This window comes from Ornithinibacillus bavariensis (assembly GCF_018333235.1).
Lineage (GTDB): Bacteria > Bacillota > Bacilli > Bacillales > Amphibacillaceae > Ornithinibacillus > Ornithinibacillus bavariensis.
The window spans coordinates 102,626-115,318 of the sequence record NZ_BORP01000004.1 but is presented as its reverse complement, the minus strand read 5'-3'; the positions used below and the strand labels follow the sequence as shown (position 1 = coordinate 115,318).

12 protein-coding genes are annotated in these 12,693 nt (G+C 35.6%); 10 read left to right on the top strand and 2 right to left on the bottom strand.

The features are described 5' to 3' along the window. Positions 1-29: 29 nt before the first annotated feature. From KI338_RS11180 to KI338_RS11170, 3 genes are all read left to right on the top strand, one after another. Positions 30-611 (top strand): helix-hairpin-helix domain-containing protein, encoded by a 582-nt coding sequence (locus tag KI338_RS11180; protein WP_212921087.1) that lies wholly within the window; start codon positions 30-32, stop codon positions 609-611. A gap of 62 nt (positions 612-673) precedes the next feature. Further along, positions 674-1,231 (top strand): ComE operon protein 2, encoded by a 558-nt coding sequence (locus tag KI338_RS11175; RefSeq protein WP_212921297.1) that lies wholly within the window; start codon positions 674-676, stop codon positions 1,229-1,231. Between the two features lie 16 nt (positions 1,232-1,247). After that, on the top strand, positions 1,248-3,524 hold the full coding sequence (locus KI338_RS11170; protein ID WP_212921086.1) for a DNA internalization-related competence protein ComEC/Rec2: 2,277 nt from the start codon (positions 1,248-1,250) through the stop codon (positions 3,522-3,524). Positions 3,525-3,598: 74 nt separating this feature from the next. Here the strand turns inward: KI338_RS11170 and KI338_RS11165 are convergent, their stop codons facing one another. Further along, positions 3,599-3,733, bottom strand: coding sequence for a YqzM family protein (locus KI338_RS11165; protein ID WP_212921085.1), 135 nt, complete (start codon positions 3,731-3,733; stop codon positions 3,599-3,601). A gap of 311 nt (positions 3,734-4,044) precedes the next feature. Here KI338_RS11165 and holA point away from each other — a divergent pair, with 311 nt between their 5' ends. Continuing rightward, entirely contained in the window at positions 4,045-5,079 is a 1,035-nt protein-coding gene (holA, locus tag KI338_RS11160) for a DNA polymerase III subunit delta (protein ID WP_212921084.1), read from the top strand. Between the two features lie 37 nt (positions 5,080-5,116). On the opposite strand, the gene rpsT is transcribed toward holA, so the two are convergent. Beyond that, positions 5,117-5,383, bottom strand: a complete 267-nt coding sequence (gene rpsT, locus KI338_RS11155; RefSeq protein WP_212921083.1) for a 30S ribosomal protein S20 — start codon at positions 5,381-5,383, stop codon at positions 5,117-5,119. 192 nt (positions 5,384-5,575) lie between these two features. On the opposite strand from rpsT, the gene gpr reads away from it, so the two are divergent. The 6 genes from gpr to hrcA all read left to right on the top strand — a co-directional run bounded on the left by gpr (position 5,576) and on the right by hrcA (position 12,641). Beyond that, positions 5,576-6,673, top strand: a complete 1,098-nt coding sequence (gene gpr / locus KI338_RS11150) for a GPR endopeptidase (protein WP_212921082.1) — start codon at positions 5,576-5,578, stop codon at positions 6,671-6,673. Positions 6,674-6,777: 104 nt separating this feature from the next. Further along, positions 6,778-7,935, top strand: a complete 1,158-nt coding sequence (spoIIP, locus tag KI338_RS11145; protein ID WP_212921296.1) for a stage II sporulation protein P — start codon at positions 6,778-6,780, stop codon at positions 7,933-7,935. A gap of 15 nt (positions 7,936-7,950) precedes the next feature. After that, a complete protein-coding gene (locus KI338_RS11140) occupies positions 7,951-8,277 on the top strand; it encodes a hypothetical protein (RefSeq protein WP_212921081.1) in 327 nt (108 codons plus the stop codon). Positions 8,278-8,494: 217 nt separating this feature from the next. Continuing rightward, positions 8,495-10,303, top strand: a complete 1,809-nt coding sequence (lepA, locus tag KI338_RS11135) for a translation elongation factor 4 (RefSeq protein ID WP_212921080.1) — start codon at positions 8,495-8,497, stop codon at positions 10,301-10,303. A 71-nt stretch (positions 10,304-10,374) separates the two neighbouring features. Next, complete coding sequence (gene hemW, locus KI338_RS11130; protein WP_212921079.1) at positions 10,375-11,532, top strand: radical SAM family heme chaperone HemW; 1,158 nt, start codon at positions 10,375-10,377, stop codon at positions 11,530-11,532. Positions 11,533-11,609: 77 nt separating this feature from the next. Beyond that, positions 11,610-12,641: a heat-inducible transcriptional repressor HrcA gene (hrcA, locus tag KI338_RS11125; protein ID WP_212921078.1), complete on the top strand. Its 1,032-nt coding sequence runs from the start codon at positions 11,610-11,612 to the stop codon at positions 12,639-12,641. Positions 12,642-12,693 lie beyond the last annotated feature (52 nt).

Genomic DNA, 12,693 nt, shown 5'->3' with positions numbered 1-12,693 from the left:
TAGGACTAGATAACTGGGATGTGATAGAAATGATACATTTGCTTCGTAAAAATCTGTTTGCAATCGGTATTGGTATTACTGCTTTAATTGTCTTATTTTTTATGATTAATCGAGAAAAGCCATCCACAACAATTATCCCATTAGAACAGGAAACTTCTTTGCCAAATGAAACGAATTTGGAATCTAACGAAAGCCAATTAATGGTAGACATTAAAGGTGAGGTTATGTCACCTGGTGTATACGATATGCCTTCCGATGCCAGAGTAAAAGATGTTGTTGACGCTGCAGGTGGATTTACAAAAGATGCCGATCAGCAGATGATTAATTTGGCACAAAAGGTGTTAGATGAAATGATTATCATTATTCCAAAGCATGGGGAAATGGAATCGGATGGTACTTCTGAACAGTCAAAACAAGGAAAAGTAAGAATAAATTATGCTTCAGAAGAAGAAATACAACAATTACCTGGAATAGGTCCATCAAAAGCAAGGGCAATTATTCAATATCGAGAAGAATTTGGGTATTTTAAGCAAGTAGAAGACTTATTAGAGGTTTCTGGTATTGGTGAGAAAACATTAGATGCTTTAAAGGAGGAAATTCAAATTCCTTAGTAGATTGACGATTTAAATCCAAGCAAGGTAAACTAGATTTAATAGAGAGGGGATAATTTATGATGGAAAGAATCTCATGGAATCAATATTTTATGGCACAAAGTCATTTACTTTCGTTACGTAGTACCTGTACAAGATTAATGGTAGGAGCAACCATCGTTCGTGACAAAAGGATTATTGCTGGGGGTTACAATGGAAGTGTATCTGGTGATGTACATTGCGTGGATGAAGGCTGCTATGTGATTGATGGTCATTGTGTCAGGACGGTACATGCCGAGGCTAATGCTCTCCTTCAATGTGCTAAGTTCGGTGTTCCTACCGAAAATGCAGATATATATGTAACACATTTTCCTTGCTTGCAATGTTGTAAGCAACTTATTCAAAGTGGCATTAAAAAGGTTTATTATGCTGAGGACTATAAAAACCATCCTTATGCTGTACAGCTATTTAAGGAAGCAGGAGTAGAAACGGAAAAGGTTGAGTTAGACTATCTTGCCTTAGATATGCTTTATAAAGAGAAATCATCGGTTGTAAAAGAACTGCTAGAACTAGTGGAATCAGATACTTCAAAAGCTACTGCCCTCAAGGAAAAAGCCCAAGAATTATTTCATCTATCATAAAAAGGTATCGTTAAGTATGAAAGGTTATTGGCATATACCTGCAATTTCTGTACTATTTAGTGCATTTACTGTGATTTTTGACTCCATTGTTTTTAGTATAGTTCTTTTGCTATGGCTATTGTATTTGAATGTTACGAGGCGGTTAGGGAAGATTCCTTTAACCCTATCCCTAACCGCCTTTCTATTTTTTACCGTTTATTTTCCTCCGATTGAAATCGTTTCATCTCCTTTTGAACCCTTAGAAATGAGTATTACAGGTCAAATAATTACCCCAATATCAAATTCAGAAAAAGTGATTCAATTTAATGTTCGTGAAGATAAAACAAATCAACTAATTAAAATTATTTATTTTAAGCAAAATGAAAATGAATCAGACTTTTTCGATGTACAACTGGGTGCTTCATGCCATCTGTCAGGGGAAGTAAGTCTTCCTGTGGGGAACACTAATCCAGGTCAATTTAATTATCAAAAATATCTCGCTGCAAATGGAATCCAGTATGAAATGAAAATTAATTCTAGTCAAGATATGATTTGCCAAGGAAAAGCTAGTAAAACTTTTCTTTATTCCTTACGGGAAAATTTGAAGAATTATATAACTGAAGCATATTCGGATAAGACGAGTGCTTGGATTAATGCATTGGTTTTAGGTGATGATAGTCAAATTCCTGAGGAGACTACGGAACATTTTCAAAGCTGGGGTTTATCCCATATATTAGCAATATCAGGATTACACATCGGTTTAGTAGTTGGTTTTTATTACTTTTTGACGTTCAGGCTGAGTGTTCTGACGAAGGAGAAAGCACAGCTCTTGATATTCATTTTTTTGCCCATCTATGCTGTACTAGCAGGAGGGGAACCTTCTGTATGGAGAGCAACGTTAATGGTTTTATTTGTTGTTATTATACAAAAGATTAAGATTCGTTTTTCAGTAACTGATATTATAAGTATTACATTTTTAATATTATTACTGTTGGATAAATATTTGATTTATCATGTTGGTTTTCAATTTTCTTTTCTAGTCTCTTTCGGTATTATCCTCTCAAGAAAATGGATTGGGAAGGATCAGTCTCTTTTTATGCAGTTGGTAAGGCTTAGTTTTGTTTCACAAATGATTATTGTTCCACTACAGCTGATGTATTTTTATGCGTTTAATCCTCTTTCTATACTACTTAATGTTTTTGTCGTACCTTATTTCTCCTTCTTTGTCATACCATTCATGTTTATTTTATTTATAATTTCCCCTATACCCTTCGTAGCAACTTCACTAGATTGGTTATTTACGATGATCCACCAATATCTATTTTTGTTACCACTTGAAGTCGTCAATCAGTTAGCTTATTTTCCTTGGTGGACAGGTTCTCTTCCTGCTATTCTTGTTGTTTTATATTATGGATTATACTTAATGATGATGTATTTTGTTCAAAAAGGGGTCCATCGACTTGCATTTTTTTATGGAATACTGGTTACACTTGTTTTATTTTTCGTTGCATTCCGTCCATATATATCCCCTTATGGAACGGTGACCATGCTAGATATTGGGCAAGGTGATGCATTTGTTATTGAGCTACCTTATCGAAAAGGGGTTTTAATAGTTGATGCTGGATCAGGTTTTACTTTTGAAACAATGGAGCCCTCTAAAACCAATTATACGAGAATAATCAAACCATTTTTGCAATATAAGGGAATACGAGAAATTGATGGTATCGTTATTAGCCACGAGGATATCGATCACGCAGGTAGTGTGAACTATCTTTTAGAGGATTTTGATGTAAACACGATTATAATCAGTGAATATTATCAAATTGAAGAAGGCACTGAAAAAAAATGGCAACGGAATGGAACAGATATTTTGCGATTAAAAGCAGGAAACTCCTTTGAATTAAGTGGAAGTACGTTTACAATTCTCTCGCCATGGGTAGATAAAAAGGGCACCAATGAAAACTCGCTTGTTATATTTACGGAGCTTGGGAATAAAAGCTGGCTGTTCACTGGTGATATTGATAAAGATGTAGAAAGAGAAATAATCAGAAACTACCCCAATTTAAAGGTAGAGGTTTTAAAAATTGCTCACCATGGCAGTAACACCTCATCTGACCCGTTTTATATCAGCGCAATAAACCCAACATATGCCCTGATTTCAGTAGGTGAAAATAATCGCTATGGTCACCCTTCAAATGAAATTATATCACTATTGGAAAAAGAAAATATTCATGTTTTCCGTACAGACTTAGAAGGTGCGATTATTTACCAATTTACTGAAGACACAGGAACCTTTTATCGGTTCAAGCCATAGAATAAAAAGGATTCAATAAAAGACAAAAGAGACCGGTAACAAACCAAGTCTCTTTTGTTTCGTAAAACTATGTATTAGGAACCAATTACACTTATGGTTACACCAATAAAAAATATGATTAGAAAGAATATTAAAGAAAACCCGAACCCTTTGATGGAATCGACAACATCGTTGTTTTTAGATTGTGGATCCTTTTCAAATTCATTCATAGCTAACCCTCCCATTTCACCCTTTAGTATAAATTAATTACATAAAAAAATCCACAAATGATACAAAAAAGTCATTTTTCAGTATGCATACCCAAAATTAGAAAGAGTTAACAACTATACTTCTTGGGTAGAAGGCCATGCTATAAATGAAAGAAAAACATCGTTTAACATCATGTTCCTAGGGCATTATGTTAAACGTTTATATAGATAGGGAGGGAAATTTATATCCCAAATTTCCCTCTCAGGTTTTTCTTGCTATTCGAAACCATAGCCATTACCATAAAGTATATAATCTTATGGAGTGAATAGCAATGGCTAATACATATGGAGAAGCAATTAAACAAATAAAGCAGAAAAATATTCCAGAAGTCATTTTATTATATGGCACTGAAAATTATTTTATCCAAAAAATTAAGGATTTATTGGAAAAAGATATACATGAAGAGAACATAGCGATTTATGATTTATTGGAAACATCCATTCAAGAGGTTGTAGCGGATGCAGAGACATATCCTTTTTTTGGAGAGCATAAATTAGTTATCGCAACGAACGCAAATTTCTTAACTGCGAAATCAGACAAGCTTCCTTTTGAGCATCAAGTAGAATATCTGGAGAAGTATTTGGAAATGCCAGTTGATTATTCTACATTAGTTCTTATTGTACCATACGAAAAACTCGACGAACGGAAAAAGGTCACAAAAGCTTTAAAAAAGAAAGCATTAGTAGCAGAATGTAATCCTGTAAAGGAATATGAATTAGCAGAATGGATAATGAATTTGGCAAGGCAACTAGTTATCCAAGTTGAAAAAGATGCGATTGAAGTTATTGAACGAGAGCTTTCGACCGATTTGAATATTATTGAAAATGAATTGGAAAAGCTTGCCCTATATGTTGGAGAACGAGGAACGGTAACAAAAGAAATTGCAGAAGAACTAATATCCCATACAGTAAACAGTTCGGGTCTTCGTTTAGTTGACGCAGTAATAGATGGTGATTTAGCTAAGGCAATACGAATATACAAGGATTTAGAGAAAATGAAGGAAGAGCCAATAGCATTAATTGCCCTATTAGCATTTCAATTCCGAACGATTTTTCGTGTTAAGCTATTAAAGCAAAAAGGATATAGCCAAGCACAAATGCAAAAACAATTAGGCGTACATCCTTATGTAATAAAGGTTGCACAGAGTAGAGAAGGGAAATTCACGGTTAATAGACTACAATTTATTATGGACCAGCTAGCAGAAACGGACGCTATGATGAAACAAGGAAGGATGGAAAAGGATATAGCATTTGAATTATTATTGTATCACCTCGTTCAAAAAAAAGAGGATGTTCGGTTGGGTTAATCCCTCCAAGCATCCTCTTTTTTACGTCCAGATTACGTTACGCACCAAGACCGTTAACTTTTTTAGTTAAACGAGCCTTTTGACGATTTCCAGCGTTTTTATGGATAAGTCCTTTTGATACTGCTTTATCAATTTTTTTGATTGTAGCAGTTAATGCAGTTTTTGCATTTTCAACATCGTTTGCTTCAATAAATTTTTCAACAAGTTTTATTTGTGAACGCATTTCTGATTTATCAGATTGGTTCTGCGCACGTTTTTTATTGTTTACATCAACACGTTTAATTGAAGATTTAATATTAGCCATTGTTTCACCTCCTAAAAACACATCGGCGTTCATAAATATTGAACAAGAGTCATTTTACCAAAGTTAGAGCCTGTTTTCAATAAATATCTTTATGTCTCTGTCCTACCTGTATGTTTTAAAGCGAAATTGTGAACGATAATGCTATAGCTAGTATGAGCAATAATGGTTATATGTTGAAAGGATGAAATTTTGATGGAGAAAAATGATTATACACTTCAGGTTCGTACAGATTTAGCAGTGGAAGCGAAAGATATGTATGTTGAAAAAGAAAAGGCAAAATCAGACCAGATAAACGGTGTTCACCATAAAAATCGTGAGGAAAACGGTATAAGAATAACATATGTGGATATTGATCCAAGTGGTGCAGAATTATTAGGGAAGAAACCTGGTTCCTACATTACTATTTATGCTGATGGAGTTAAAAAGCAAGACACGAAGAGCCAAGAAAATGCGGCAAAAATATTGGCTCGCGAACTAGAGAATCTACTAGAAAAAAACAATATTCCTAAAGATGGCACAGGGCTTGTAGTAGGACTTGGTAACTGGAATGTTACCCCTGATGCTCTAGGGCCTATGACCATTGAAAAGGTTCTTGTAACAAGTCATTTATTCAGGCTGGAGCATGAATCCGTCTCGGAAGGATATCGTCCAGTCGGTGCAGTAACACCTGGTGTAATGGGGGTAACAGGGATTGAGACAAGTAATATTATATATGGAATAGTAGAGAAGTTTCAGCCGGATTTTGTTATTGCCATTGATGCGCTTGCTTCAAGATCGATTGAACGTGTTAATGAAACCATTCAGCTATCCGATTCAGGAATCCATCCTGGTTCAGGAGTTGGAAATAAACGAAAGGAATTAAGTAAAGAAACATTAGGGGTTCCAGTTATTGCTATAGGAGTACCCACAGTAGTTGATGCTGTCACAATAACAAGCGACACGATTGATTATATTTTAAAGCATTTCGGTAGAGAGTGGCGTGAGAAGGATCGTCCATCGAAAGCACTGGCACCAACTAATATGAGTTTTGGTAGGAAGAAATATACAGATGAGGATCTGCCAGAACAAGATAAACGACAGACGTTTTTGGGAATTGTTGGGACCCTTTCAGAAGAAGAAAAGCGTCGTCTTATTTCTGAGGTTCTTACCCCATCCGGCTATAATATGATGGTTACTCCTAAGGAAGTGGATGGTTTTATGATTGATATGTCTCATTTAATTGCAAATGGTATAAATGCAGCATTACATGAAGCTGTTGATGTAACAAACTTTGCTTCCTACTCGCGATAAATTATATTCTAGTATTTCCTATAAATTTAAGAGAGTTTTTGGTTCTACCTTCCATTGTTTCGTCATAGATTTTAACTATAGACCAACAAGGAAGGTGGAACATGATGCTTGGTCCAAATGCTACAAATCGATTTCAAGTTGTTAAAAAGAGTATTTTATATTTAATTAGTGTACTATGCTTATTTGCATTAATCGGATTATTTACAACCATTTCTCCCGCACTAAAAATACCTACTAATACATTGACAAACTGGACAAGCGAAATTGAGGGAACTACCTTCTTATATTTATTTGGAATGGAGAATCGCTTGTTTGAAGAAGCGGTACCACCTGAAGCAGAGATACCAAATCTATCATCGACAATTTTCCAAATTGCAACAAGTATAAAACCGGATGATCCAAGAAGTCTTCTTGGTAATGAGCTTCCAGGATTCTCTATATATGATAGTGAGATTTTTATAGCGGGGGAAGGAACAAATTATACGAATCTCTCAGTGGAGTCATCGCCACCGCTTGAAGAGGTTTTGCGAGATCGAGATGCAGTTGTCGATGAGGACATCGATGATGAAAAGCCAGAAAAAGCTCCAGATGGGCATCCAACGACTGGAGATAAGAAAGTAGTTTACATTTATAACACACATAATTATGAATCGTTTTTACCACATTTACCTGGTGTGACAAACCCTAATTATGCACAGCATAGGGAAGTAAATGTTACGAAGGTAAGTGATCGATTTGCTAGTGCGCTGTCTAACCTTGGTATAGGTAATACGGTAGAGAAAACCGATACAATGAAATTATTAGATGAGAAAAAAATGGAATATTGGCAATCCTATGATGCGATTCGCAGTAATGTTCAAGAGGCATTCGCCAGCAATAAAGATATTCAGTATATCTTTGACATTCATAGAGACTCTCAGCGAAAAAAGGAAACTACGAAAGTTATTAATGGTGAGTCTTATGCAAAGATAGCATTTGTTATCGGTGGGGAAAATAAGGATTATGAAAAGAATTTAGAAATAGCGAGTAAACTTTATAAAATTATGGAGAAAAAGTATCCAGGATTAAGTCGAGGTGTGTTACCGCCTAAAAAAGGTGCAGGAACAGATGGGGTCTTCAATCAAGATCTTCATGAAAATGCATTAACAGTAGAAATCGGTGGAGTCGATAATAGCCTAGAAGAATTATATCGTTCAGCGGATGCGCTAGCAGATGTGTTTAGTGAATACTACTGGGATGCGGAGAAAGTGAATTCGGAATAAGGGAGGTTCGTATTTATGTTTAGATTTATATCTGTCTCATTATTACTGGTAGTGTGTTTTCTAATCGGAGCAATTGTGGGCATTGATTATACCGGAGCAGGTGACTCTGTTCAGCCTGTCAAAACAGGAGTTCAAGAAGCTGCTAAAGAAGTGGGACATACATCAACGAAACAACCAAGTGAGACAGAAAATGTAAATCAACAAACCATTGCTCAAGAACTTTCCGAGTCCAATGATAATCATCTCAGTCAGAAAACTGCATCTTTTCTAGAGACCATTGTAAAAGGCTTCTATGATACAATTGTTGAAATTTTGTATTCGATTTCACAGCTGTTCTTTTAGGGTTAACGAAGATGTGTATTATATTGAATTAAGGGCTATTATCTTACTGGATAGTAGCTCTTTCTATTAATTAAATAACTCTTTCTTGAAAGTAAAGATAGCAATTGCTATAATCATCCTAGCAATTATCGTATTATTCTCCAATTTTTATGGATTAAAGTACGGCGAATTTTTGTTTTTTACATTAGGTAAAAGGCAATAGGAGTGAACATCAAGTATGGCGAGAAAACAAGCAAATGTGCGAAACTTTTCTATTATTGCTCATATTGATCACGGCAAATCAACGCTAGCGGATCGAATTTTGGAAAATACCCAGACGGTTACCAAGCGGGAAATGAAGGACCAAATTCTTGATGCGATGGATTTGGAAAGAGAACGTGGTATTACCATTAAATTAAATGCCGTTCAATTACATTATACAAGTAAGAGCGGAGAAGATTTTACGTTTCATTTAATAGATACCCCAGGACATGTCGATTTTACATATGAAGTATCTAGAAGCTTAGCAGCCTGTGAAGGGGCAATTCTAGTAGTAGATGCCGCACAGGGAATCGAAGCACAAACATTAGCAAATGTTTACTTGGCATTAGATAATGACCTAGAAATAATTCCGGTTATTAATAAAATTGATTTGCCAAGTGCTGATCCTGAGCGTGTAAAAAAAGAATTAGAAGAAGTTATCGGAATAAATCCTGATGATTGTATTTTAGCTTCTGCTAAAGCAAATATTGGTATAGAGGAAATATTAGAGCGTATTACTGAAGCGGTTCCGCCGCCAGAAGGGGACCCGGAGGCACCTTTAAAAGCGCTTATCTTTGATTCCTTATATGATTCTTATCGCGGCGTAGTAGCGTATGTTTGTGTTAAAGAGGGTTCTGTTAAGGTTGGCGACCGGATTAAGATGATGGCAACTGGTAAGGAATTTGAAGTGAACGAGGTGGGAGTATTTACACCTAAGGCTTTACCACTTAAAGAGCTATCTGTGGGGGATGTTGGTTATTTAACAGCATCGATTAAGAACGTTAGTGATACCCATGTTGGTGATACCATTACATTATCAACTAACCCAGCTGATGAACCACTTCCAGGGTACAGACGATTAAATCCGATGGTATATTGCGGATTATATCCCGTAGACTCTAATAAATATAATGACCTTCGTGAAGCGTTGGAGCGCTTAGAGCTTAATGATTCTGCACTTCAATACGAAGCTGAAACCTCTCAGGCGTTAGGTTTTGGGTTCCGTTGTGGATTTTTAGGCTTATTACATATGGAAATTATTCAGGAGCGTATTGAACGGGAATTTAAGATTGATTTAATCACTACTGCACCGAGTGTAATTTATGAGGTAGAGCAAACAGATGGTGAAATGTTAAAAATTGATAACCCGTCAATGATGCCTGATCCGCAAAAGATTCAGGAAATCCTTGAGCCATATGTGAAAGCTTCCATTATGGTGCCAAATGAGTATGTTGGAGCAGTGATGGAAATTTCACAACGTAAACGTGGTCAGTTTATTGACATGGAGTATTTAGATGATGTTCGCGTTAATGTCATTTATCATATTCCACTGTCAGAAATTGTTTATGACTTTTTTGACCAATTGAAATCAAATACGAAGGGCTATGCTTCATTTGACTATGAATTGATTGGTTATCAACCATCAAAATTGGTAAAAATGGATATTCTTCTTAATGGAGAGACTATTGATGCACTATCCTTTATCGTACATAAAGATTTTGCTTATGATAGAGGAAAGATGATCGTAGAAAAGCTGAAAGAACTCATTCCAAGACAGCAATTCGAGGTGCCAGTCCAAGCGGCAATAGGAAATAAAATTGTTGCCAGGTCTACAATCAAGGCAATGCGAAAAAACGTTTTAGCGAAGTGCTACGGTGGTGACATATCGCGTAAGCGTAAATTACTAGAGAAACAAAAAGAAGGTAAAAAGCGCATGAAAATGGTTGGATCTGTCGAAGTACCACAGGAAGCATTTATGGCTGTTCTAAAAATGAATGAAGAATAGAAAGGAAATGGGAGAACTTTTATAAGTTTTTCCTTTTCTTTTTTCTAAACCTACTGTTAGGAGAATTTAAAATGATTAATTCTGTATATATCCATATTCCGTTTTGCCAGCATATTTGTCATTATTGTGATTTTACGAAGTTCTTTTATAATGAGAAATCCGCTGATGATTATCTAACTGCCTTAGCAAAGGAAATAAATACGCAATTGCCTGGGAAAAATAATCCTGTTAAAACTATTTTTATCGGTGGGGGTACGCCAACGGCATTAAGTCATCAACAATTAAAGCGTCTTTTGGAGCTTGTTCAGGAAAAATTTAATATTTCGGCATGTGAAGAGTATACTATTGAAGCAAATCCAGGAGACTTTGATAAAGAAAAAGCAAAGCTATTAATGGACTATGGGGTAAACCGAGTATCTTTAGGTGTCCAGGTTTTTGATGATGCGATGCTTGCTGAATTAGGCAGGGTACACCGTATTAAAGATGTTTATAAAACCATAGATATTTTAAAGCAACATGATTTAACTAATATAAGCTTAGATTTAATATACGCCTTACCAAAACAAACTGCCCGGCATTTTGAAAATACAGTGACGGAAGCAATCTCATTTGATTTACCACATTATTCAGCTTACTCCCTGCAGATTGAACCGAAAACAATTTTCTATAATCGGTATAAGAAGGGACAACTCCATCGTCCTACACAGGAAGAAGAAGTTCTAATGTATGAAGTTTTAAAGACAAAAATGCATGAAAACGGAAAAGCACAATATGAAATTAGTAACTTTGCCGAGCCAGGGTTTGAAAGTAAGCATAATTTAACGTATTGGAACAATGATTATTATTATGGATTTGGTGCTGGTGCGAGTGGTTATCTCCCCGGTAAGCGTACATTGAATATTCGGCCATTACCGGCATATATAAAGCAAGCTATGGAGGATGGGAATCCGATCCTAAAAATAGATCATATCTCGTTAAAGGAACAAATTGAGGAGGAATTGTTCCTTGGGCTACGGAAGCTTGAAGGTGTAAATAAGAATGACTTCCATCAAAAGTATGGTTTTTCATATGAAAGATTATACAAACAGCAAATCCTAGAGCTTGAACAGAAAGGCTGGTTAGTAAAAGAGGGGGATAACATCCATTTGACAGACCAGGGACTATTATTTGGAAATGAGGTATTTTCCTATTTTCTTTTAGACAAGCTAGACCTCGAGCATGTGCATTGACAAAAAAATAAGGATTTGGTAATTTATTATTATAATTAGCACTCGGAGGAAGAGAGTGCTAACAGGGGTGATCATTTATGTTAACAGATAGGCAATTACTAATTTTGCAAGTTATTATAGATGATTTTATTGAATCAGCTCACCCAGTTGGCTCACGTGCTATCTCGAAAAAAGATGAGATTTCCTACAGTGCTGCAACCATTCGGAATGTGATGGCTGATTTGGAAGAAATGGGATATATTGAAAAAACCCATTCCTCCTCAGGACGTATTCCTTCTGAAAAAGGTTATCGTTATTATGTGGACCATGTAATTGCACCATCAGTTGATAAAACTAATTTAAACATCATAAAGGGTATGCTACAAGGAGAGTTTATTGACTTTGAGAAGCTTGTACAAAAATCAGCAGAGGTGCTATCCGACTTAACGAACTATACTTCGATAATACTTGGCCCTGAGATTTTTGAAACGAGAGTTAAGCAGATGCAAATCATACCATTGTCTGAAAATACTGCGGTTGCTATTCTAATTACTGATTCAGGTCATGTGGAGCATCATTCCTTCAGTATTCCGAATGAGATAAGTGCATCAGATTTAGAAAAAATGGTAAACATTTTGAATGAACGATTGAAAGGGGTATCCCTTGCGAAATTACCAGAGCTATTAAATACAGAAGTGGTTTCTCTGATGAAAAAGTACGTACAGGATTTTGAAAAATCATATCACTATTTAAAATCGGCTTTTAGCGAACAACCTGTTAAGCTTTATATTGGTGGGAGAACCAATCTATTAACACAGCCAGAATTTAATGATATTAACAAAATCCGTTCTTTTTATCGTATGATGGAAAATGAGGATGAAGTGGTCAACTTATTAAAGGTACCACAACAGGGAATAAGGGTTACTATTGGTAGGGAAAATGAATTAGAGGCTATTCAAGACTTTAGTTTAATAACAGCTTCTTATCAATTACGTGATGAACAAATGGGGACCATTGCATTAATTGGACCAACGAGGATGGAATATCGTAAGGTTATAACATTGTTAAATGCATTATCAAATGAAATGACAGATGTATTGTACTTATGGTATAAAAACAACGGTAAGTAAATAATTGATAAGATCATACAGCAACTGTATGATTATGATGGATGTTGGAGGT

Bases quoted from the DNA above. Each gene is read 5' to 3' on its own strand.
- KI338_RS11180 (WP_212921087.1), top strand. From the start codon at position 30: ATGATACATTTGCTTCGTAAAAATCTGTTTGCAATCGGTATTGGTATT.
- KI338_RS11175 (WP_212921297.1), top strand. From the start codon at position 674: ATGGAAAGAATCTCATGGAATCAATATTTTATGGCACAAAGTCATTTA.
- KI338_RS11170 (WP_212921086.1), top strand. From the start codon at position 1,248: ATGAAAGGTTATTGGCATATACCTGCAATTTCTGTACTATTTAGTGCA.
- KI338_RS11165 (WP_212921085.1), bottom strand. From the start codon at position 3,733: ATGAATGAATTTGAAAAGGATCCACAATCTAAAAACAACGATGTTGTC.
- holA (WP_212921084.1), top strand. From the start codon at position 4,045: ATGGCTAATACATATGGAGAAGCAATTAAACAAATAAAGCAGAAAAAT.
- rpsT (WP_212921083.1), bottom strand. From the start codon at position 5,383: ATGGCTAATATTAAATCTTCAATTAAACGTGTTGATGTAAACAATAAA.
- gpr (WP_212921082.1), top strand. From the start codon at position 5,576: ATGGAGAAAAATGATTATACACTTCAGGTTCGTACAGATTTAGCAGTG.
- spoIIP (WP_212921296.1), top strand. From the start codon at position 6,778: ATGCTTGGTCCAAATGCTACAAATCGATTTCAAGTTGTTAAAAAGAGT.
- KI338_RS11140 (WP_212921081.1), top strand. From the start codon at position 7,951: ATGTTTAGATTTATATCTGTCTCATTATTACTGGTAGTGTGTTTTCTA.
- lepA (WP_212921080.1), top strand. From the start codon at position 8,495: ATGGCGAGAAAACAAGCAAATGTGCGAAACTTTTCTATTATTGCTCAT.
- hemW (WP_212921079.1), top strand. From the start codon at position 10,375: ATGATTAATTCTGTATATATCCATATTCCGTTTTGCCAGCATATTTGT.
- hrcA (WP_212921078.1), top strand. From the start codon at position 11,610: ATGTTAACAGATAGGCAATTACTAATTTTGCAAGTTATTATAGATGAT.